This is a genomic window from Micromonospora sp. CNZ303 (assembly GCF_004345505.1).
Map to the genome: position 1 here is coordinate 209,739 of NZ_SLVT01000005.1, position 22,963 is coordinate 232,701.

Genomic DNA, 22,963 nt, shown 5'->3' on the forward strand with positions numbered 1-22,963 from the left:
CGTCGTCGTCGCAGTACCGCTGAATGAGGCAGGTGGATCAATTGGTCAGGCAGGAAGACGACGAGCGCGGCCCGCTCTGCTTCCGGGTCCTCGGACCGTTGCAGGTGCAGGGCGATGAGCCGGTCACCGTGACCGCGCGCCGGCAGAGCGTCGTGCTGTCGCTGCTGCTGCTCAGCCCCAACCAGGTGGTGGCGCTGAAGTCGATGATCGACGCGGTGTGGGGCGAGACGCCGCCCACCACCGCCCGGGCCCAGGTGCAGACCGCCGTGTCGGTACTGCGCCGGTCGCTGGCCCGGGCCGGGCTCGGCGAGCGCATCCGGATGCAGGGCACCGGCTACCTCATCGACCTGACGCCGGGCGAACTCGACCTGCACGTCTTCGCCGACCTGGTCGCCCGGGGGCGGGCCGCCGGCGTGGCCCGGGATCCGCAGGCGGCGCGGACGGCGTTCCGCGCCGCGCTGGCCCTGTGGCGCGGTGAGCCGCTCTGCGACGTGGACAGCGACGCGGTCAGGGCGAAGCTGGTCCGGATCGCCGAACGGCGGGTCGAGGTGCTCGAGGAGTGCATCGAGGCCGAACTCGACCTGGGCCTGCACCACGAGGTGATAGGCGAGATCCGGGCCCTGGTCGCCGAGTACCCGCTGCGCGAGCGACCGGCCGGCCAGTTGATGAGGGCGCTGCACCGGTCCGGTCGGCAGGCCGAGGCGTTGGCCACGTTCCAGGCGGTGCGCAAGACCTTCGTGGACGAGCTGGGGCTCGAACCGAGCCCGGCGCTGCACCGGCTGGAGTTGGCCATCCTGACCGGCGCCGACCAGCTGGCGACGCCGGTGGCGGCCGGGCCCGGGCCGCAGTTACGGATGCCGGTGCCCCGGATGCTGCCGGCCCGGACGCCGGACTTCACCGGCCGCGCGGAGATGCTGCACCTGTTGCGGCACCGGCTCGGCGACGCAACCGGCACAGGGCGCAACCGCCACTCGTTCGACGTGGCGGTGATCACCGGCTTCGTCGGGGTCGGCAAGTCGACTGTGGCCATCGAGACCGCACACGCGCTGGCCGGCGAGTTTCCCGACGGCCAGCTCTACGCCCGGATGCCGCCCGGCCCGGACGGCGCCGCCGAGGTGCTGGAGCGGTTCCTCCGGTCGCTCGGCTTCCCCATGTCGACCATTCCGGAGACCCTCGACGGCCGGGAGGCGCTCTACCGCAGCGCCCTCGCCGACCGGCGGATGCTGGTGGTGATCGAGGACGTCACCGACCCGACGCAGGCCCGCCCGCTCCTGCCCGGTACGCCGGCCTGTCGGCTGATCGTGACCACCCGGGCCCGCCGGGCGTGGCTGCCCGGCGCGCACGTCTTCGAGATCGACCGACTCGACGCCCACGACGGCATCGAGTTGCTGGCCGCCATGGTCGGCCGGGACCGGGTCGCCGCCGAGCCGAGCAAGGCCCTCGAGCTGGTCGAGCTCTGCGGTGGTCTGCCGCTGGCGCTGCGGATCGCCGCGAACCGGCTCGCCGCCCGGCCGCACTGGAGCCTGGGACAGCTCACCGCCCGGCTCGTCGAGCCCGGGCAGCGGCTGGGTGGGCTGGTCCACCAGGGCCTCGACGTACGGGCCGGGCTGAGGGGGACCTACGACGCCCTGCCGCCGGCGGCACAGCTGCTGTTCAGGCACCTCGGCGAGCTGGAGACCGACACCTTCGCGGCCTGGGTGGCCGCCCCGCTGCTACAGCTCGACGCGGACTCCGCCGCCGAGGTACTGGAGACCCTCATCGACGCCCGGCTGGTCGACGTGCTCAGCGGCACCGGCGGGGCCACCCGCTACCGACTGCGTGACCTGGTCCGGCTGCACGCCCGCGACCTGTCGCTGGCCGAGAGCAGCGCGGCCGACCGGGCCGCCGTGATCCGACGGATGCTCGGCGGGTGGCTCCTCCTGGCCGACGAGGCCCGGGTACGGCAGGGCGGCCACCGCATCGCCCGCCATTCGGCCGCGGCCGTCTGGCCGCTGGCCGAGCCGCTCGTCGACGCCGCGCTGACCGATCCACTGGCCTGGTACGAGCGGGAACGCACCGCGCTGCTGGCCGCGGTCCGGCAGGCCGCCCGCGCCGGCGAGGTGGCCTACTGCTGGAACCTCGCCGCCGCCGTCGCCGCGCTCGCCGAGACGCAGTCCCGCTTCGGCGAGTGGCGGGAGAGCAACCTCTGCGCCCTGGAGGCCGCGGTGCGGGCCGAGGACCGACTCGGTGAGGCGGTGATGCTGTACGGGCTCGGCCGGCTCGACCTCTGCGAGCAGCGGCTGGACCGTGCCGCGGCCCGGCACGAGGTGGCCCTGGAGGCGTTCGACCAGCTCGGCGCCCTGGACTGGCGGGCGATCACGCTGCGCTCGTTGAGTGCGGTGCACCGGATGAGCAGCCGGCCTGCGCAGCTGGTGCCCGACACCCGGGCGCCGCGTCGGGACGACCGGCATCCCGAGCACCGGGTCGCGGTCGGCCGCATCCCGTTCCGGCAGCACCAGTTCGGGCTGGCCAGCGGCATGGCGGAGGACCAATGACTCAGGGAAGGGACGCTGATGTGAGCACGATCAAGGCGCAGCCGGTCGGATCGCCGGCCCGGCACCAGGATCAGGAGTGGACGTCGCTGGAGGCGATCGAGGTCACCAAGCGCTACGGCGACGTGGCCGCGCTGGCCGGCTTCAGCCTGACTGTCGCCCGGGGCGAGATCGTGGGACTGGTCGGACACAACGGTGCCGGCAAGACCACCTTCGTCGAGGTGGTCTCCGGCCTGATCCGGCCGGACAGCGGGGTGGTGCTGGTCGACGGCCGGACCCCCACCCAGGCGCGCGGGCAGATCGGCATCTCGCCGCAGCACATCGCGCTGTACCCGCCGATCACCGTCCGGGAGCACCTGCGGCTCTTCGGCGGCATCGCCGGCCTGCGACGCCAGGCGCTGCGTACCGAGATCGACGACCTCGCCACCGGCCTGCACCTGACCGGGTTCCTGGACCGGCCGGTCGGGGTGCTCTCCGGCGGGCAGCAACGCCGGACCCAGGCCGCGGTGGCCCTGATCCACCGACCGTCGCTGCTGCTGCTCGACGAGCCGACCGCGGGTGCCGACCCGGAGACCCGGCAGGCGCTGCTCAACGTGGTCAAGCAGCGGGCCGGCGAGGGGGCGGCGGTCATCTACACCACTCACTACCTCAACGAACTCACCGACCTGCAGGCCAGTATCGCGGTTGCCCGACGCGGCCGGATCATCGCCCGCGGCAGCAGCGTGGAGCTGCTTGAGGGGTTGCCTGGCGAGGTCCGGGTGACCTTCGCCGACGAGGTGGTGCAGGTCTCCACCACCGACCCCACCACCGCCCTGGTGGAGCTGCTGAAGGGCACGGACCGTCAGGTCGAGTCCGTCGAGCTGCGCCGTCCCGATCTTGACGACCTCTACCACTCGCTGGCGGTAACCGATGTCGACTGACGCCCTTCGCCGTACCGGCCTGCTGGTCCGGCACAACGCCGTGCTCCGGCTGCGCGACCCCGCCCAGCTAATCAGCTACATCGCCCTGCCGATGGTGCTGATGCTGGTGCTCAAGCCGCTCTACGAGGAGGCGCTGGACAGCGGCACGCTGCAGGCGGTGACCGGGCCGCTGGTGATGTTCTCGGTCTTCGCGCTGTCGATCGTCGGCAACTCGATCCTCGTCGAGCGGGAGTGGCGCACCTGGGACCGGCTGCGGGCCAGCCGGGCCGGCCGCGTCGAGCTGCTGCTCGGCAAGACCGGTCCGGTGCTCGTCCTGCTGCTGTTGCAGCAGGCCGTGCTGTTCGCGTTCGGCTGCCTGGTCGTCGGGCTGCCGCTGCCCCGGCCGTCCGCGGTCGGCTACCTGGCCCTCGCGGTCGGCATCTGGGGACTGACCCTGCTCGCGGTGGGCGCCGCCCTGGCCACCGTGGTACGCAGCCGCGGCGAACTGAGCGTCGCCTCCGACCTGGGGGCGATCATGGTCAGCGCGCTGGGCGGCGCGCTGGTACCGGTGTCGCTGATGCCCGGTTGGGCGCAGCACGTCGCGCCGGTCTCCCCCGGTTACTGGGCCATGTCGATGCTGCGTGCCGCGGTCGACAGCGACCCCGCCGGCATGCTCCGCCCGGCACTGGTCTGCCTGGGCATCGCCCTCGTCGCCGGAGGGCTGGCCTGCTGGCGGCTCGCTCGGGGCTGGGGCCGCAGCCGGCTGATGTGAGCGGCACCCGAGCAATCCGTCCGAACCCCCGATCCGGTGTACCTGGAGGTCATCGTGACTGAAACTGACTACGACTCCGCGGTCGCGCTCATCGGTATGGCCGGGCGCTTTCCGGGGGCGGCCGACGTCGGCGAACTCTGGCGCAATCTGCGCGACGGGGTGCCCGGGCTGCGGCCGATCACCGACGAGGAGCTGACCCGCGCCGGCGTCGACCCGGCCCGGGCCGCCGACCCGGACTACATACGCGTCGGTGGCCCGGTCGACGACCTCGACCTGTTCGACGCGGGCGCCTTCGGCTTCAGCCCGCGCGAGGCCGAGACGATGGAGCCGCAGCACCGGCTCTTCCTGGAGTGCTCCTGGCAGGCGCTGGAGGCCGCCGGCTACCAGCCGGTCGACCCGGGCGCCCGGGTCGGTGTCTTCGCCGGCTGCGCGTTCCCGGACTACATGATCAACAACGTCGCGCACATGGTCGACGAGCCCGGTGAGGGCCTGCTCTTCGCGGTCGGCAACGAGCGGGACTCGCTCACCTCGCTGGTCTCGTACAAGCTCGGCCTGCGCGGGCCGAGCGTGACCGTGCAGACGTTCTGCTCCACCTCGCTGGTCGCGGTGCACCTGGCCTGCCAGAGCCTGCTGACCTACGACTGTGACGTGGCCCTCGCCGGTGGCGCCTTCCTGCCGCTGCCCCAGCCCGCCGGCTACCGCTACGAGCAGGGCGGGATCCTCTCCCCGGACGGCCGGGTGCGCAGCTTCGACGCGGCGGCCAACGGCAGCGTGATGGGCTCGGGCGTCGGGGTGGTGGCGCTCAAGCGGATGACCGACGCGCTCGCCGACGGCGACGTCATCCACGCGGTCATCCTCGGCTCGGCGGTCAACAACGACGGCCCGGAGCGGGTGGGTTACACCGCGCCCGGCGTCGAGGGCCAGGCCGAGGTGATCGAGACGGCGCTGACCGTCGCCGGCGTGAAGCCGGAGACCATCGGCTACGTCGAGTGCCACGCCACCGGCACGCCGCTGGGCGACTCGATCGAGCTGGCGGCGATGAGCCGGGTGTTCCAGGCGACCCCGCCGACCCCGTGCGTGCTGAGCTCGGTCAAACCGTCGGTGGGGCACCTGGACCGCGCGGCCGGGGTGACCGGCCTGATGCGCGCCGCGCTGAGCCTGCGGCACGAGATCCTGCCGGCGGTCGCCGGCTACACCGCACCGAACCCGACGCTCGCCGCGGCGGCCGACCGGTTCACCGTGCTCACCGAGCCCCGCCCCTGGCCGGCCGGGCCCGATCCGCGCCGTGCCGGGGTCAGCTCGTTCGGGCTCGGCGGCACCAACGCGCACGTGGTGTTGGAGCAGGCGCCGACGCGTACCCCCCGGGCGGCGGCCGGTCCGCAGCTGCTGACCTTCTCCGCCGCTGACCCGACCGCGCTGCAAGCGCTGACCGACCGGCTGCGCCAGCACCTGGTCCAGCACCCGGAGGCCGACCTCGCCGACGTCGCTTACACCCTCCAGGTGTCCCGTGGGCGCTTCGCGCTGCGCCGGGCGGTGGTCTGCCGGGACCGCGACGACGCGATCGCGGCCCTGGCCGACGCCGGCCGGTGGATCGACGGCGAGACCCGTCGGCGCGATCCGGCGGTGCTGCTACGCGCCGGTGACGGCGTACCGGACGCCTGGTGGGCCGAGCTGTCCGCGGCGGTCGGCCCGCTGCTGCCGGCCGACGGCGCAACGCGTGGCACCGACCGGAACAGCGTGCTGGCCGACCTCGGCACCGGGCTGGCCCGGCTCAGGGTGGTGCTGACCGGCGAGCCGGCCGGCTCCGCCAGCCCGGTCGAGGTGCTCGTCGCCCCCGGGGAGCAGGTCGCCGCCGAGTGGGTCCTGACCACCCTGGCCCAGCTCTGGCTGGCCGGGGCGACGGTGGACTGGGCGGCGCTGCACCTGGGTGCCGGCCGGCGCGTCGAGCTGCCGACCTACCCGTTCCAGCGCAGCCGCTACTGGGTCAAGCCCCGCCCGGCGCAGGCCACTGCTGCCCGGCCGGTCGAGGGCCGCGTCGACGACCCGGCGGAGTGGACCTACCTGCCGACCTGGACACCGCGCCCGCTGGACACCGCCGACCTGGACGAGCGGCTGCGCGCCGCCGGCCCGTGGCTGGTGCTCACCGCCGACGTGCGCGGCGAGGCGCTGCTCGCCCGACTGGCCGAGGCCGGCGCCGAGGTCTGCGCGGCCCGGCCGGGCGAGGCGTTCGAGCAGGACGAGGCCGGCGACTTCACCGTCCGCGCGGACGCGCCGGACGACCTGGCCGAGCTGGTCCGTGCCCTCTTCGTCGCCCCGCGCACCATCGTGCACGGGTTCAGCCTGGGCTCCCCCGAGAGCACCGGCGGCGAGCACTTCGAGCGGGAGCAGGACCGGGGATTCCGCTCCGCGCTCGCCCTGGTGCGGGCGCTGGCCGACGACCCGGACACCCCGCCGACCGAGCTGGTGCTGCTGACCTCCGGGGCGCTCGGGGTGCTCGGTGCCGATCTGCGCCACCCCGAGCACGCCACGCTGGCCGCGCTGGCGCCGAGCCTGGCCCAGGAGAACCCGTTCCTGGCCTGCCGGCACGTCGACGTGGCCGGCACCGTCGACGTCGAGCAGGCGCTCGCCGCCAGCGTGCACCCGCACCAGGGGCCCGTCGCGGTCCGGGACGGCGACGCCTGGTCCCGGCACTACCGACCGCACCCGCTGCCCGCCCCGACGGCGGACCGGCCGATCGTCAGCGCCGGTGACACCGTGCTGATCACCGGCGGGCTCGGCGACGTGGGACTGGTGCTGGCCCGGCACCTGGCGGAGCGCTACGGCTGCCGACTGGTGCTCACCGCCCGGACCGCGCTGCCGCCACGCGAGCAGTGGCCGGCGCGGAAGGACGGCGATGACCGGGTCGCCCGGCACATCCGCAACATCCTCGACCTGGAGCGGCAGGGCGCCGCGGTGCTCGCGACAGCCGCCGACGTCGGGGACGAGGCGCGGATGCGCGAGGTGGTCGACGCCGCGGTGTCCGAGTTCGGCGGGATCGACGTGGTGGTGCACGCGGCCGGCATCCAGAGCCCGGAGCACTTCGGGCTGGCCCACCTCTCCGACCGGGCGTCCTGCGACGCGCACCTGAACGCCAAGATCCACGGCTTCCACGTGCTCCAGGCGGTGCTCGGTGAGCACGCCCCGGACCGGCGCATCACGCTGTCCTCGGTCTCCGCCGTGCTTGGCGGGATCGCGCTGGGACCGTACTCGGCGGCGAACGCCGGCCTCGACGCGTACGCCCGGGTGGCCCGGCTGCGTGGCGAGGGGCGCTGGATCACCGTCGACTGGGACACCTGGGCGATCGATCCGAGCCGACCGGACGGGATGAGCGGGCAGACGGTCCGCGAGTACGAGATGTCGCCGGCCGAGGGGGTCGACGTCTTCGGTCGGGCCCTCGCCGCCGTCGGGCACGTCGGCCACCTGGTGATCTCCACGGGTCCGATCGAGGCCCGGATCGCGCAGTGGGTCACCAACGACCCGGCGGCCGGCGGTGCCGAGGAGGTCGAACGCGAGCGCCATCCCCGGCCCACGCTGGCCACCCCGTACGTCGAACCGGAGGCCGGGGTGGAGCGCACGATCGCCGACATCTGGGCGGCCACCCTCGGCCTGGAGACTGTCGGCGCCACCGACAACTTCTTCGAGCTGGGCGGACACTCGCTCATCGCCATCTCGCTCGCCACCAAGCTGCGCAGCAACGTCTCGGCGCAGCTGCCGGTCACCGCGCTGGTGGAGTACCCGACGGTCCGCCAGCTGGCCGCCCTGGTCGGGCAGGATCAGTAACAGTCAGGCTGAACCAAGGGAGGGGGCACCGGCGGTCTGCCGGTGCCCCCCTCGCTCGCCGGGTCAGCTGCCGACCAGCTCGGCGGCGGTCGCGGCCAGCGCCCGACGGTCGGTCTTGCGGTTGGTGTTGAGCGGAAACTCGGCCAGGAAGACGAACCGCCGGGGCAGCAGTGCGCGCGGCAGGGTGGCGGCCAGTTCGCCGGCCAGCACGGCGGCCGGACGGCGTACCCCCACGCAGAACGCCACCAGCACGTCGTCGACCACCACCGCGACCGCGTCCTGGACGCCGTCCAGCGCGCGCAGCCGGCACTCGATCTCGGCCAGTTCGACCCGTACCCCACGGATCTTGACCTGGTGGTCGACCCGGCCGAGGTAGGCCAGCTCGCCGCCGCCGATCGGCCGGACCAGGTCACCGGTGCGGTACCAGCGCTCGCCGCCGTGGCGCAGGAACCGGCCTTCGTCGTCGGCCGGGTCGAGGTAACCGGGGAACATCTGGTCCCCGGTCACGCACAGCTCACCGATGGTACCGGCGGTGGCGCCGGGCAGCTCGATCCCGGCGTCGTCGGCCGCCTCCCGGGCGACCGGTCGGATCAGGTGGCGCATGCCCGGATGCATGGTGCCGATCGACACCACGTCGTTGACACAGCGGGCCGGCGACGAGTCGGGGTCCCACCGGTGCACGCTGCACGAGATGGTCAGCTCGGTCGGGCCGTACAGGTTCTCCACCAGGCTGCCAGGTGCGGCGGCCTGCCAGTCGGCGGCGTCGTGCGCGAGCAACGGCTCCCCGCAGAACAGGCTCCAGCGCAGGCCGGGAAAGGCGTCGGGCGCCAGCCGGCGCAGCCGGCGGGCCAGCGCGACCACGCTGGGCGAGGAGAACCAGACGGTGATCCGGTGCTCGGTCAGGAACTCCGCGAGGTTGGCGTAGCAGGTGGGCGGGACGGTGACCACCGTGCCGCCGCTGCCCCACCCCGCGAAGAGGTCGAACATCGCCAGGTCGAAGGTCAGGTCGAAGGTCTGGGAGAAGACGTCCGCGGCGGTGAAGCCGTACCGGTCGTGCACGAACCGCAGGTACGCGTCGACGTTGCGGTGCAGCACCGGTACGCCCTTGGGCCGGCCGGTGGAGCCCGAGGTGAACAGGATGTAGGCGATCTCGTCGGCACCGACCTGCCGGGGCGCGGTCAGCGGGGTGCCACCCGGCTCGCGGACCACCACCACGTCGGTGAGTTCGGCGGCCAACTCGGGCAGCACCCGCTCGCCGTACTCGTCCACGATCAGCGTGTCCAGCCGGGCCGCCGCCATCATCTGCCGGGTCCGCTCGGCCGGGAAGTCGGGGTGCAGCGGCACCACCGCCGCACCGGAGTAGACCGCGGCGAGCAGACCGGCGTACGCCTGCGGGGTGCGGCTGGCCAGCAGTCCGACCCGGCGCGGCGCCGCGCCGGCCGTGGTGACCAGGTCGCCGGCCAGCGCCAACGCCCGCTCGTGCAGCCACCGGTAGCTGTAGCTGTGCCCGTCGACCCGCAGCGCCTCGGCCGTCGGGTCGATCCGCAGCCCCCGGTCGAACCACTCGGCGAGCACCCGGGGCGACGCCCCGGCCGGCACCGGGGCCGGCCGGGGCGGATCGTCGACCGACCGCTCGGGCAGCGGCGACCGCGTCGCGGTCTGCGCCGTGCTCACGGGGTCCCTCCCACCGGCCCGGCGCCGGCGAGCACACCGAGCGCCGCGCCGATGTACCGGTGGGTCACCGAGGGTTGTTCGAGGACGGCGAAGTGTCCACCACCGATGCTGTGCGCCCGGAACCGCCCGGTGGTCTCCTCGCGCCAGCCGTGCATCGACACCGCGCTGGCGCGTGGGTCGTGGCTGGCCGCGATCGCGGTGATCGGCACCCGCAGCGGCGGCTCGGTCCGGTACCGGTAGTTCTCCTTGAGCGCGAAGTCGCCGCGGAACGGCGGCAGGATCATCCGCCGTACGCTCGGGTCGGCCAGCATCCAGTCCGGTGTACCGCCGAGCCGGCGCAGCATCGCCACCACCTGCTCGTCGTCCAGCCCGGTCACCTGCGGGTCGGTGTCCGGCGTGCCGGGTGCCGGGCTGGCGGAGACGAAGAGGTGCACCGGGTCCGGGCCGCCGCGCCGGCGGATCTCGCGCACCAGCTCGAACCCGACGACCGCGCCCAGGCTGTGTCCGTAGACCGCCCAGGGCCGGTCGTCCTCGGTGAGCACCACCTCGGCCAGCTCGCCGACCAGCGCCTCCACCCCGGTGAACGGCTCCTCCCGCAGCCGGGTCTCCCGGCCGGGCGGCTGCACCGGGCAGACCGCCACCGGCCCCAACCGGCCGAACCAGGGCCGGTACGCCGACGCCGACCCGCCGGCGTGCGGCAGGCAGTAGAGCCGCACGTCGCCGTCGGACATGCCGAACGGCAGCCAACGGCGCAGCCGGGTGTCGTCGACCGTCCCGGTCACCGCGGCACCTCGATCCGGACGTAGTCCGGCGGCTCCTGCAGGTTGTCCAGGTTCGCCGCCAGCACCAGGTGCGAACCGTCCCGGCTGATCTCCCGGAAACCGCTGAACGCGTAGGTGATCTGCATCATCCGGTTACGGCCGGTCTCCACGAAGTCGGCCCGCAGGCCGGCCCCGGCCGCCTTCGCCTGGCTCATGATGTGGCCGAGCAGCACCGAGCCGACGCCCCGGGACATCACCCGGCAGGACATCAGGATCATGTGCAGCCGCCAGTCCGGCTCACTCTTCTCCACCAGGGCGACGCCGATCTTGCCGTACGAGCCGAACCGGTCGGTCAGCGTCGCGACCAGCAGCAGGTGGTCCGCTGACTCGCGCAGCGCGTCGAGCTCGTCGTAGGAGTACGTCTTGCCGGTCGAGTTGAGCTGGTTGGTGCGGACGGTCAACTCCTCGGCGCGCTGCAGGTCCTCCCGCCGGGCCGGCTCGATGGTGAAGGTCATGTCCAGGGTGGCGAGGAACTCCTCGCTGGTCCCCACGAAGTCGGCGGCCACCTCGTCGCGGGTCAGCTGGCTCTGGTACATGCCCCGGCGCTGGGCCGACTCGTCAGTGATGAACCGCGGCCGGAACTCCACCCCGGTCAGCACCTGCTCGATGTCGGCGGCGTCCACACAGGTCACCTCGGGCAGCGCGTACGCCACCTCGGCCAGTTCGAACTCCTGGTCGTCGACGAAGGCGAACGCGTCCAGGCCCAGGTTGAGCTTCGCGGCGATCTGCCGGATCGACTCGGACTTGGCGTCCCAGCCGATCCGGGGGAACACGAACATCTCGTCCAGGCCGAGTTCGCGCAGCTTGGCCATGGCCGCTTCGTGGTCGTTCTTGCTGGCCACCGAGTTGAGCACGCCCATCGCGTCCAGCGCGCGGATCTGCTCGACCGCGGCCGGCCGGACGGTCACCTCGCCGTCCTCCAGGAGCACCCCGTCCCAGACGGTGTGGTCCAGGTCCCAGACCACGCACTTGATGCGGCCCTGCTTGGGCTTGGTCGGCGGGGCCTGCGCCAGCACGCTCATGCCGCCCACCCCCGGTAGGCCTCGCCGGCGATGGTCATCCGTTGGATCTCGTTGCTGCCTTCGATGATCTCCATGACCTTCGCATCCCGGTAGTAGCGGGCGACCGGGTACTCCGGGCTGCACCCGTTGGCGCCGTGCACCTGGACCGCCTCGGCGGCGTGCCGCGCGGCGGCGGTGGAGGCGAAGTACTTCGCCACCCAGGTCGCCATGATGGTCGAGGCGTCACCGGCGTCCTTGAGCCGGCCGGCCTCGGCGACCAGCATCCGGGCCGCCCGGACGTCGGTCACCATGTCGGAGATCTTCGCCTGGATCAGCGGCAGGTCGCGCAGCGGCGAGCCGCCGACCCTGCGGCGGGAGGTGTAGCCGACGCAGGCGTCCAGGCATGCCTGGAGGATGCCGACGCTGCCGGTGGCGACGCTGTACCGGCCGAGGTCCAGCGTGCCGGTGAGCACCATCCCGGAGGCGAAGGCGCTCGGGCCGAGCTGGGCTTCCCGGCCGAGCAGCACGTCGGTGAAGGTGATCTCGGCCAGCATCGACGCCCGGGTGCCGAGCATGTCGTGGATCGGCCGCACCGACACCCCGGGGGTGTCCCGCGGCACCAGCAGCGCCACGATGCTCGACGCGGTCCGGGCGAAGACCAGGAACAGGTCCGCCCGCTGGCCACCGGTGGTCCAGGTCTTCACCCCGTTGAGCAGCCAGTCGCCGCCCCGGGCGACCGCGGTGGTGGCCAGGTTGGAGGTGTCGCTGCCGGCGCCCGGCTCGGAGAGGCAGAACGCCCCGAGGGTACGCCCGCTGGCCAACTCCGGCCCCCAACGCGCCAACTGCTCGGCGTTGCCCCAGCGCTGCACCGCCCAGGAGGCCATGGTGTGCACGGTGAGCAGGCTGCGTACCGAGGAGCAGCCCCGGCCCACCTCCTCGTGCACCTCGCCGAGGGTCACCAGGTCCAGCCCGGCGCCGCCGACCGCCGGGGGCAGGAACGGCGCCCAGAGCCCGGCGTCGCCGATCCGCTCCAGCAGTTCCTCGGGAATGGCGCCAGCCCGGTCGTAGGCGTCGGCGTACGGAGAGATGTGCTCGTCGACGAAGGCACGGGTGCTGGCCCGGGTCACCGGTCCGGTCAGCAGCAGCGGCGCCTGCATGAGACTCGTCATCGCCGCACTACCCGACCGTCACGCCGCGACGCTGCCGGTCCACCAGCGCGGTCATCGCGCTGACGGTACGGAAGTTGTCGATGCTCAGCTCGTCGTTCGGGATCGTGAACTCGAAGGTCTTCTCGAGGAACATCACCAGCTCCATGGCGAAGAGCGAGTTGATGTAGCCGCAGGCGAAGATGTCGTCGGTCTCGCCGATCTGCGCCTGCGGGAAGCGACCCTGGATGAAGGACAGGATCTGGATGTTGACCGTCTCCGACATGGTGTCGTCCTCAGCTCTCGTAGTTGTAGAAGCCACGGCCGGTCTTCCGGCCGTGCAGTCCGGCGTCGGTCATCTGCTTGAGCAGCGGGCACGGGCGGTACTTGCTGTCCGCGTAGTGCTCGTAGAGGACCTCGACGCTGTAGAGGATCGTGTCGACGCCGATCAGGTCGGCGGTCTCCAGCGGACCCATCGGGTGCCCGAAGCAGCCCCGGAACACCTCGTCGACCGACTCGGCGGTGGCGACGCCCTCGTGGACCAGGAACGCCGCCTCGTTCACGGTCAGCATCAGCACCCGGTTGGAGACGAAGCCGGAGGCGTCCTTGACGTCGACCGCCTTCTTCCCCATCCCGCTCAGCAGCTCCCGGGTGCGCTCGACGGTCGACGCCGAGGTGTGGAAGCCGGGGATCATCTCCACCACCGGCTTGGCCGGTACCGGGTTCATGAAGTGCACCCCGATGACCCGCTCCGGGTGCTTGCCGACCGCGGCGACCCGGGTGATCGGGATCGCCGAGGTGTTCACGATGATCACCGTCTCCGCCGGGCACACCTCGTCGAGGCGCTGGTGGACCTCGCGCTTGATGTCCCAGTTCTCGGTGACGTTCTCGATCACGGCCGAAGCCTTGTCCAACGCCTCGACCCCCACCGCGGTGGTGATCCTCGCCAGGATGGCGTCCGGGTCCAGCGCCGGTCCGCCCATCAGCCGGCTCATCCGGCAGTTGCGGGCGATCACGGCCCGGGCCCCGGCGAGGATCTCCTCGGTCCGGTCGACCAGGACGACCTCGTACCCGTACTGGGCCAGATTCTGTGCCACTCCGACGCCCATGACGCCGGCGCCGACTACGCCGATGACGGTCATGACTTCTCCCTTTCCGTACCCTGGTTGGCTGAACTTGCCGAGCACCCGCCCGCCGACGGGTCGCGTGCGCTGGTTGGCGGAGACGGACACCGTCGTCACGACGCGCGGCGGCGGGCCGCCGCGGTCTTCAGACCGGACCGGCGCAGCTGTGCCCGCAGCTGACCGTCGTCCGCGGCCGCGGCGGCGGCCCGGGCGGCGGTGCCGTCGATGACTCGCGCGAGCGCGGCCACCGTCGGTGCCTCGTAGAGGATGTGTGGCGGCAGTTCCGCCTCGGTGAACCGGCGGCGCAGCGTGTTGAGCAGCGCGATGCCGAGCAGCGAGTTGCCGCCGAGTTCGAAGTAGTTGTCGGCGACGCCGACCCGCTCCAGCTTGAGCGAGTCGCACCAGACCTCGGCCACGCCCAGCTCGGTCGGCCCGGTCGGCTCCTGGTAGCGGGTCACCAGTTCCGGCCGCGGGTGGCGTGCCTCGGAGCTGGCCGCCCCGTTCGGCGCGGTCACCGCCTCGACGTTGAACCACCGGCTGAACCGGACCATCGTGGCCAGGTCCTGGGTCGCCGCGACCAGCTGCGACTCCCCCGAGGCGAGCGCCCGCAGCAGGGTGCGCCAGCCCTCCTCGAAGGTGATGCCGAAGCGGGCCCGGTTCGCCGAGAAGAACGCCTGCACCTCGCTGTCGAACCCGCTCAGCCCGCCGTCCCAGGCGTTCCAGGCCCACTCGCCCCAGTCCACCGAGAGGGTGGGGCGTCCGGCGGCGGTGAGCATGTTGGCGTAGCGGTCCAGATAGGCGTTCGCGGCACAGTAGTCGACCTGGCCGGGGCCACCACCCGTGGCGGAGGTGATCGACGAGAAGAGCACCAGGAAGTCGAGCCGGATCTCGTCGTCGGCACCGACCCGCAGCGCCTCGACGATCGCCCGGGTGCCGGCGACCTTGGGCGCGAGCACCAGGTCGGAGTCGGTGGGCAGCTTGAACTGCATCAACCCGGTGCCGGGTACGCCCGCGGTGTGCAGGATGCCGTGCAGCGCGCCGAAGCGCTCCCGGGCGGTGTCGACCGCCCGCCGGACGTCGGTCGGGTCGGCGACGTCACCGACCACCATCTCGACCTCGGCCCCGGCCTCGACGAGCGCCTGGACCCGTTCCACCCGGCTGCGGGTGCTCTCGTCCACCTTGTCGGAGCCGGCCAGGATGCCGGCCCACCGCTCGGCCGCCGGCAGACCGGTGCGCCCGAACAGCACCAGCCGGGCCCGGCAGTCCTGCGTCAGCTGCGCGGCCAGGCCGAGCCCGATGCCGCCCAGACCACCGGTGATCAGGTACACCCCGCCGTCGCGGAGCACCTGACGGGCGGTGTCCAGATCGGCCGGCGGGATCGACTCGTAGCCGCACACCCAGCGCCGACCGGCGCGGATCGCCACCGTCGGCTCGGTCCGCGGGCGACGCAGCTCGGCGACGACCGCGCCGGCCGGGGTGGCCGGCTCCACGTCGACCAGCCGGGTGCTGACCGACGGGTACTCCAGCGGGATGACCAGGGCCGGGCCGAGCACGGTGGCGCTGGCCGGCCGGGCCTCGGCGCCGTCGAGCACCTGCTGTGAGCCGGTGCTGACGATGTCCAGAGCCCACCGGTCCAGGCCGAGTTCGGCCGCCGCACGGGCCAGTGCGACCAGGGTGTGCAGGCCCAGCGACACCGTCCGGTCCTCGTCCGGCAGCTCGCCGAGGGTCCACAGGTGCACCACCCGGTCCAGTCCGACCCCGGCCGCCCGCAGGGCGCGCAGCATGGTGAGCGCGTCCGTCGGGTCTCCCGGCCGGACGGTGTAGCCGTCGGCGGCCGCGTGGTACTCCGCGCCGGCCCGCACCACGGTCAGCCGCGCGCCGGTGGCCGCCGCGGTCCGCTCCAGCTCGGCGAGCACCCCGTCGGCGGTGGCGCCGGTACCGGCGTAGACCAGCCACGAGTCGGGCTGCCGATCGTCGGCGGCCGGGGCTGCGGTCTGCCGCCACACCGGCAGGTGCAGCCACTGCTCCTCGGGCAGCCGCGGGAGCCGGCCGATCTCGGCCAGGCTGGTCGGTTCGGCCGGCAACTCGGCGCCGCCCTCCCGCCCGGCGGCCATCGGCGTCTGCTCGATCCAGTACCGCTGCCGCTCGAACGGGTAGGTGGGCAACGGAATCCGGCCGGGGGCGGCCCGGTAGACCGGGGTGGCCCCGTCGCCGCGGCCGTGGTGTGCCGCCCAGTCGATCTCGACCCCGGCCAGCCAGAGCCGGGCCAGCGCGTCGGTGAGCACCAGGTCGGCGGGGCGCGGGTCGCTGCCGGCCGGCAGCGTCGCGGTGATTAACGGCCAGCGCTGCGGCGGGCAGCCGGCGGAGCGCACCAGCGCGCCGAGCGACTGGCCGGGGCCGATCTCGACCAGGGCCAGTTCCGGGTCGGCGAGCAGCACCTGCACACCCGCCTCGAACTGCACCGGCTGGCACATGTGCCGGGCCCAGTAGGCCGGGTCGCGCACCAGCGCGGCGTCGGCCAGCGCGCCCGTGACGTTGGAGATGTAGGGCAGCCGGGGCGGGTTGAGCCGGATGTTGGCGGCCACCCAGGCGGTCAGCTCGTCGCTGATCCCGGCCAGCATCCGGGAGTGGAACGCGTGGCTGGTCTCCAGTGGCCGGCACGGGATCTCGGCCTGACGCAGGTCGGCGGCGAGCTGGTCGAGCGCGGCGGTCGGACCGGCGACCACCACCGTCTCCGGCCCGTTGATCGCGGCGATGTCCAGCCCGCGCTGCTCCAGCCGGAACCGGCGGCGCAGCTCGTCGGCGGCCAGCGGTACCGCGGCCATCGAGCCGGTATCCAGCGCCCCGATCAGCTTGGCCCGGTGCACCACCAGGGCGATCGCGTCGGGTAGCGACAGCACCCCGGCCAGGCAGGCCGCGACGTACTCGCCGAGGCTGTAGCCAAGCATCGCGGTCGGCCGCAGCCCCCAGGCCAGCAACGTGCTGGCCAGCGCGTAGTCCACGGCGAAGAGCAGCGGCTGGGCCACCTCGGTGCGGCGCAGGGCGGCGGTACGCGGGTCGGTGCCGCCGCCCCGGCCGAGCAGCGCCGCCAGGTTGGAGCCGCCGCCGCGGGGCCCGGTCAGCAGGTCGGTGAGGTCCAGTTCGGGCAGTGCCGCGGCGATCGGGGCCAGGCACTCGTCCAGCGCGGCGCGGAACACCGGTTCGCGCCGGTACAGCTCACCGACCAGTCCCGGGTACTGCTCGCCGACGCCGGCGAGCAGGAACGCCACCGGTCGACCCTGTACCGCCTCCACCCGGCTCATCGGGGGCTGGGCACCGTCGCGTCCGGTCAGGGTGCCGACCGTCTCTTCGCAGGTGGCGGTCACCGCCACCCGCCGGTGCTCGAAGGTCTTGCGTCCGACCTGCAACGAGAACGCCACGTCGGCCAGCCTGGCGTGCGGCTGGCGATCCAGGTGCTCGCCGAGGCGCCGCACCGCGCGGTCCGCCGCGCTCGCGGTCCGGGCCGACACCGGCACCACCTGGTACCGGCGGGTGTGCGCCGGGCCGGTGAGCTCGTCGGTCTCCGGCACCTCCGGGCGTACCGGTGGCTCCTGCACGACGACGTGCACGTTGGTGCCTCCCATCCCGATGGAGTTGAGCCCGGCGATGCGGGGCCGGCCCTCGATGGCTGGCCACTCGGCGAGGTCGACGTTGACGTAGAACGGGCTGTTCTCGAAGTCGATCGCCGGGTTGGCCTGCGTGTAGTGCAGGGTCGGCGGGATCACCCGGGACTGCAGGGACAGCGCGGTCTTGATCAGGCCGGCGGTACCGGCCGCGTGGTTCATGTGCCCGACGTTGGTCTTGACCGCGCCGATCGGGCAGTACTGCCGCTGCTCGGTGCTGCCGAACGCCCGGGTCAGCGCGGCGACCTCGATCGGGTCGCCCAGTTCGGTCGCGGTGCCGTGCGCCTCGACGTAGCTGATCTCCTCGGGGCTCACCCCGGCGTCGGCCATCGCGTCGGCGATCACCCGGGCCTGTCCGGCGACGCTCGGCGCGGTGTAACCGACCTTCAGCGCGCCGTCGTTGTTCATCGCCGAGCCGCGGATGACTCCGTAGACGTGGTCGCCGTCGCGCAGCGCGGCGTCCAGCCGCTTGAGCACCACGACGGTGGCGCCGTCGCCGAACATCGTCCCGCTGGCCTGCGCGTCGAAGGTGTGCACGTGCCCGTCGCGCGACTCCATGCCGCCCGGGGTGGACAGGTGGCCCTGCTTGTCCGGCACCCGGATCGACACGCCGCCGGCCAGCGCCATCTCGCAGTCGCCGCTGCGCAGGCTGCGGACCGCCAGGTGCACCGCGACCAGTGAGGTGGAGCAGAAGGTCTGCACCGCGACGCTCGGGCCGTGCAGGTCGAACAGGTACGACACGGTGGTGGTCAGGGCGTCCTTGTCGTTGCCCATGATGAGCTCGTACTCGCTCAGGTCCTCGTGCATGCTCAGCTGGCCGAGCGCGCCGAGCAGGTAGGTGCTGATGTTGGTGCCACCGAAGACCCCCACCCGCCCCCGGTGCTCCGGCCGGCAGTAGCCGGACTGTTCGAGCGCCTCCCAGCAGACCTCGAGGAAGAGCCGCTGCTGCGGGTCGGTCAGCGCGGCCATCCGCGGGCTGATGCCGAAGAACCCGGCGTCGAAGCCGGCGATGTCGTCGAGGATCGGGCGGGCCGGTACGTAGGCCGGGTCGTGCGCCAGCTCGGCCGGCACGCCCGCCTCGACCAGCTCCTCCGGGGTGAAGAAGCTGATCAGCTCCTCACCGGCGCAGAGGCTGCGCCAGAAGGCGGCCACGTCCTTGGCGCCCGGGAACCGTCCGGCCATCCCGACGATGGCGATCCGCCGGTCCAGCTGCTCCCCGCCGAGCACCGGCGCGGTCGATGCCGCCACGACGAGTTCGGTGCCGCTGGGCGCGGCCGGTGCGGCGACCGGCACGGGTGCCACCGGCGCGGCGACGGCGGCCGGCGCGACGGCCGGCTCCCCGGTCCGGGCCGGCGCCGCCGGGGCCGGGCCACGCTGCTGATCGAGCAGCGCGCTGAAGGACCGGACGGTCGGCGCCTCGAACAGCGACACGGTCGGTACCGCCACCGCGAACCGGTTCTTGACCAGCCCCAGCAGCCGGGGCACCAGCAGCGAGGTGCCGCCGAGGTCGAAGTAGTTGTCGTGGATGCCGACCGGCTCGATGCCGAGCACGTCGGACCAGAGTTCGGCCAGCGCCCGCTCCGTGCCGGTCAGCGGCGGGGTGTAGGGCTGCGGCAGATCCGGGCGCGGGTGGCGGATCGCGTCTCCGCCGACCGGCTCGACGGTCGCGCCGCCGAGGCGGGGCAGCCGGTCGTCCAGGCCGCCGGCGGCGACCACCACGGCGGGCAGCGCGGTGCCGACCAGCCGGTCGAAGGCGGCCAGGGCCTCGGCGTCGCTCATCGAGTGGCTGGCCATGCTCGCGCCGATCCCGTCGCGCAGCCGCTGCAGGGTGCAGGCCCAGGTGTCCCAGCCGGCGGAGATCCACCGGCTGCGTCCGTCGGTGCCGGCGTGGGCGAGCGCGGTCAGCGCCGCGTTCGCCGCGGCGTAGCCACCGAAGGTCACCCCGCCGAGCAGGGCCGAGGTCGAGGAGAAGAGCAGGCACCAGTCCGGTACCAGCCGGTCGTCCAGTCCGGCGACGATCCGGGCGATCACCCGGGCACCGTCCACCTTGGCCCCGAACTGCCGGGCCACCGCGGCCCCGTCGAGGTCCCGCAGTGCCACGAAGGTGTCGGTGCCGGCGTCAGCCGCCGCGTGCACCACGCCGTCGATCCGGACGTCGGTGAAGAGCGCCCGCATGGCCGCCTCGTCGGTGACGTCGACGCGCGGGGTGCGCACCGTCGCGCCGAGCGCGCGCAGGGCCGCCACGGCGGCGTGCCGGGGGTCGTCCGGGTCGTCGGGTAGCCCACGCCGGCTGGTCAGCACCAGCCCGGCCGCGCCGTTGCGCACCAGGTGCCCGGCGATCGTGAGACCGATGTCGCCGAGACCGCCGGTGATCAGGTAGGTGCCGCCGCTGGCCACCGGGTGGGTCTCCAGCGGCGTCGCCGGTGCCTCGTACGTCGGCAGGTACCGGGTGCCGCCCCGGTGGGCGACGAGCACCTCGCCGGAGCGGCGGCCCAGCTCGGCGGCGAGGGCGTCGGCCATCGCGCCGGGGCCGTACTCCGGGTCGAGGTCGACGTTGACGCTCTCCAGGTCCAGGTACTCCTGATTGGCGACCACCGGCAGCACCGCGACCGCGGCCTGGGCCGGCGCGGTGCCACCGACGGTCACCCCGGCACTGTCCGCCACCGCCTGGCCGCCCTGGGTGACCACCATCACGCGGGTACCGCTGTGGCCGCTACCGCCGCAGGCGGCGAGCACCCCCGAGGCGCCGTGCACCGCGGCGGTGGCCGCGTCGGCCGGCACCGGCTGCGTCATCGACAGGTCGACCACCGTGTTGGGGCCGGCACCGAGCAGCGCGACGAGGTCGCCAGGGCAGGTCGCCAGCACCACGTCGCCGCCGGAGCGGCGCAGCCGGGTGGCGAGTTCGTCGGCCACCTCGGTGGCGGTACCGGCAACGGCCGGCGCGAGCAGCACGTACCGCCCGGCGGCCGGGACGGTGGCGGCACCGGTGGGCGCCGCTCGCCATCGCTGGGTCAGCAACCGCACGTGCTCGTCGCCCGGGGCGGGCTCGGCCTCGACCGCCTCGGTGCGCGGCCGGGTCACAGCCGGGCCGGCCGGTCGGTCGAACCAGTGCCGCTGCCGCTGGAACGGGTAGGTCGGCAGGTCCGCCAGCCGGGCCGGGCCACCGCGCAGCGCGGACCAGTCGAGGGTCACCCCGATCTCCCACAGCCGCCCGCAGGTGTCCAGCAGGCTCGCCACCTCGGCCGAGTCCCCGCCGGTCGCCCCGGCGGGCAGGGTGCCGAGCAGGACGGTGTCCGGCTGATCGGGGAGCTGGCTGGCCAGCAGGTCGCCGAGGACGGTACCCGCGCCCAACTCCACCAGGACGTCGACGTCCCGCGGCAACTGCCGGGCCAGGTCGGTACCGTCGGCCGCGACCGTGACCACGGGGATCGCCGGCGCCTGCCGGGTCACCGGGTCGGGCCCCTCGGCCGCCTCGGTGCCGCCCGCCGTGTCGTCGGTCGGCCGGGCCCGCAGGCTGGTCAGCCGAAGCGCGTCGGTGAGGGTGAGCACCCCGGCCAGGCAGTTCGCGACCTGCTCGCCGATCCCCTGGCCGACCAGCACGTCCGGCCGGACACCGCGGTGCAGCAGCAGTCGGGCGAGCGCGTACTGGACGACGAAGTGGAACGACGCGGCCAGTTCCGGCCGGTCGGCCTCGGCACCGGGTCCGGCGTGGAGGAACGGCCGCAGGTCCAGCCCGCAGTGCTCGGCGGCGATCTCGACGCAGCTGTCCACCGCGGTCGCGTAGGCCGGCTCACGCCGGTAGAGCCCGACCCCGAGCCCGCGGTGATTGGCACCGGAGCCGGGCAGCAGGAAGGCCACCCGCGGCCGGTCACGCAGGCTGCGCACACCGGCCGCGCCGGCCGCGGCGGTGAGCCGCCCGGTGGCGTCGGCGCTGTCCGTGGCGAGGACCGCCCGGCGGAAGCGGTGCTCGGCCCGCCCGCTCTGCAGGGTGTACGCCAGGTCGGCGACGGTGCAGCGGTCCAGCGCGCCGCCCAGCGCCACGAGCCGCTCACGCAACGCCGCCGGGTCGTGCGCGGAGACCGGCAGCAGGTACGGGCCGGGTGCCTCGGCGACCGGCTCGGCCTGCGGGGCGGCCTCCAGCACCAGGTGCGCGTTCGTGCCCGACCAGCCGAACGAGCTGACCCCGGCCAGCCGGGGCCGGTCCTGCTCGGGCAGGTCCAGCGTCGTCGTCGCCGGCCGCACGGTGTCGCTGGCCAGGACCGCCTCGGAGGGGTTGACCAGGTTGAGGTTCGGTGGGACCACGCCCTGCTTGAGCACCAGCACCGTCTTGATCAGCCCGGCGATGCCGGCCGCCGCCTGGGTGTGCCCGATGTTGGTCTTCACCGCCCCGACGTGCAGCGGCGTCGCCGGGGACCGGCCGCCGAAGACGTCGCCCAGCGCGCCGAGCTCGATCGAGTCGCCGAGCCGGGTGCCGGAGCCGTGCGCCTCCACGTAGCAGATCTCGTCCGGGCTGGTCCGCGCGGCGGCCAGCGCCCGGCGGATGACGTCCACCTGGGCGCCCCGGTTCGGCGCGGTCATCCCGTTGCTGTGACCGTCCTGGTTGACCGCCGAGCCGCGGATCACCGCGTGGATCCGGCGGCCGTTGCGCAGCGCGTCGGAGAGCCGCTCCAGCACCACCACCCCGGCGCCCTCGCCCATCACGTAGCCGTCGGCATCGGCGTCGAAGGTCTTGTTCAGCCCGTCCCGGGAGAGCATCGAGGTGGCGCAGGCGTTGACGTACAGGTCGGGTTGGATGAGCAGGAAGCCGCCCGCGGCCACCGCCAGGTCGCACTCGCCGCGGCGCAGCGCCGCACTGGAGAGGTGCACCGCCACCAGCGACGACGAGCACGCGGTGTCCAGGGTGACGGTCGGGCCGCGCAGGTCGAAGTGGTACGCGAGGCGGCCGGCGACCACGCTCGCCGAGCTGCCCTGCCCGGCGTACGGGTCGGTGAAGGCGGCGGCGCCCTGTAGGTCGGACTGCAACCGGCCGTACTGGGTGGTGTCCGAGAAGCCGATCATCACCGAGGTGCGGCTGCCCGCCACCCGGGCCGGAGGGGTGCCGGCGTCCTCCAGTGCCTCCCAGGTCAGCTCCATCAGCAGCCGCTGCTGCGGGTCCATCCGCAGCGCCTCGCGGGGTGGCGAGCCGAAGAACTCGGAGTCCCAGCGGGTGATGTCGGAGAGGAATGCTCCGCGACGGGTGTAGACGCCGTGGTCGGCGACGTACGGGTCGAGGTCGTACCGGCCGTCCGGTGCGTCGTCGAGCACCGCGCTACGCCCGTCGCGGAGCAGTTCCCAGTAGGCGTCCACGTTCTGCGCGCCGGGCAACCGGCAGGACAGGCCCACGATGGCGATCGGCTCGTGCCGGCCGGCATCGGCCTCGGCGAGCTGCCGGCGCGCCTCAGTCAGGTCGACGGTGACCCGCTTGAGGTATTCGCGGAGCTTGTTCTCGGCTGCCATCTGTCAAATCCCCTGTCCT

11 protein-coding genes are annotated in these 22,963 nt (G+C 73.7%); 4 read left to right on the forward strand and 7 right to left on the reverse strand.

What is annotated here, in order from left to right; genetic code table 11:
- Positions 1-41 precede the first annotated feature (41 nt).
- The 4 genes from EV374_RS11240 to EV374_RS11255 are packed head-to-tail and all read left to right on the forward strand — an operon-like array spanning position 42 to position 8,021.
- On the forward strand, positions 42-2,534 hold the full coding sequence (locus EV374_RS11240; RefSeq protein ID WP_165947758.1) for an AfsR/SARP family transcriptional regulator: 2,493 nt from the start codon (positions 42-44) through the stop codon (positions 2,532-2,534).
- A gap of 20 nt (positions 2,535-2,554) precedes the next feature.
- A complete protein-coding gene (locus tag EV374_RS11245; protein ID WP_207914054.1) occupies positions 2,555-3,451 on the forward strand; it encodes an ABC transporter ATP-binding protein in 897 nt (298 codons plus the stop codon).
- A complete protein-coding gene (locus tag EV374_RS11250; RefSeq protein WP_132234323.1) occupies positions 3,441-4,202 on the forward strand; it encodes an ABC transporter permease in 762 nt (253 codons plus the stop codon). The genes EV374_RS11245 and EV374_RS11250 overlap by 11 nt, the downstream gene beginning before the upstream one ends.
- Before the next feature lie 54 nt (positions 4,203-4,256).
- The gene (locus EV374_RS11255) at positions 4,257-8,021 is read left to right on the forward strand and encodes an SDR family NAD(P)-dependent oxidoreductase (protein ID WP_132234325.1); all 3,765 of its coding nucleotides are present in this window, start codon (positions 4,257-4,259) and stop codon (positions 8,019-8,021) included.
- 63 nt (positions 8,022-8,084) lie between these two features.
- Here EV374_RS11255 and EV374_RS11260 read toward each other — a convergent pair whose 3' ends face one another.
- From EV374_RS11260 to EV374_RS11290, 7 genes are all read right to left on the reverse strand, one after another.
- The gene (locus EV374_RS11260) at positions 8,085-9,695 is read right to left on the reverse strand and encodes an acyl-CoA synthetase family protein (protein ID WP_486485699.1); all 1,611 of its coding nucleotides are present in this window, start codon (positions 9,693-9,695) and stop codon (positions 8,085-8,087) included.
- Positions 9,692-10,477, reverse strand: a complete 786-nt coding sequence (locus EV374_RS11265; RefSeq protein ID WP_207914056.1) for a thioesterase domain-containing protein — start codon at positions 10,475-10,477, stop codon at positions 9,692-9,694. The genes EV374_RS11260 and EV374_RS11265 overlap by 4 nt, the downstream gene beginning before the upstream one ends.
- A complete protein-coding gene (locus tag EV374_RS11270) occupies positions 10,474-11,538 on the reverse strand; it encodes an HAD-IIIC family phosphatase (protein WP_132234327.1) in 1,065 nt (354 codons plus the stop codon). The genes EV374_RS11265 and EV374_RS11270 overlap by 4 nt, the downstream gene beginning before the upstream one ends.
- The gene (locus tag EV374_RS11275) at positions 11,535-12,686 is read right to left on the reverse strand and encodes an acyl-CoA dehydrogenase family protein (protein WP_207914063.1); all 1,152 of its coding nucleotides are present in this window, start codon (positions 12,684-12,686) and stop codon (positions 11,535-11,537) included. Before EV374_RS11275 ends, EV374_RS11270 begins: the two co-directional genes overlap by 4 nt.
- Before the next feature lie 7 nt (positions 12,687-12,693).
- Positions 12,694-12,948 (reverse strand): acyl carrier protein, encoded by a 255-nt coding sequence (locus tag EV374_RS11280; RefSeq protein ID WP_132234329.1) that lies wholly within the window; start codon positions 12,946-12,948, stop codon positions 12,694-12,696.
- A 10-nt stretch (positions 12,949-12,958) separates the two neighbouring features.
- Positions 12,959-13,804, reverse strand: a complete 846-nt coding sequence (locus EV374_RS11285) for a 3-hydroxyacyl-CoA dehydrogenase NAD-binding domain-containing protein (protein WP_132234331.1) — start codon at positions 13,802-13,804, stop codon at positions 12,959-12,961.
- Positions 13,805-13,899: 95 nt separating this feature from the next.
- Complete coding sequence (locus EV374_RS11290; protein ID WP_132234333.1) at positions 13,900-22,944, reverse strand: type I polyketide synthase; 9,045 nt, start codon at positions 22,942-22,944, stop codon at positions 13,900-13,902.
- Between the last annotated feature and the right edge of the window lie 19 nt (positions 22,945-22,963).

Bases quoted from the DNA above. Each gene is read 5' to 3' on its own strand.
- EV374_RS11250 (WP_132234323.1), top strand. From the start codon at position 3,441: ATGTCGACTGACGCCCTTCGCCGTACCGGCCTGCTGGTCCGGCACAAC.
- EV374_RS11270 (WP_132234327.1), bottom strand. From the start codon at position 11,538: ATGAGCGTGCTGGCGCAGGCCCCGCCGACCAAGCCCAAGCAGGGCCGC.
- EV374_RS11275 (WP_207914063.1), bottom strand. From the start codon at position 12,686: ATGACGAGTCTCATGCAGGCGCCGCTGCTGCTGACCGGACCGGTGACC.
- EV374_RS11280 (WP_132234329.1), bottom strand. From the start codon at position 12,948: ATGTCGGAGACGGTCAACATCCAGATCCTGTCCTTCATCCAGGGTCGC.
- EV374_RS11285 (WP_132234331.1), bottom strand. From the start codon at position 13,804: ATGACCGTCATCGGCGTAGTCGGCGCCGGCGTCATGGGCGTCGGAGTG.
- EV374_RS11290 (WP_132234333.1), bottom strand. From the start codon at position 22,944: ATGGCAGCCGAGAACAAGCTCCGCGAATACCTCAAGCGGGTCACCGTC.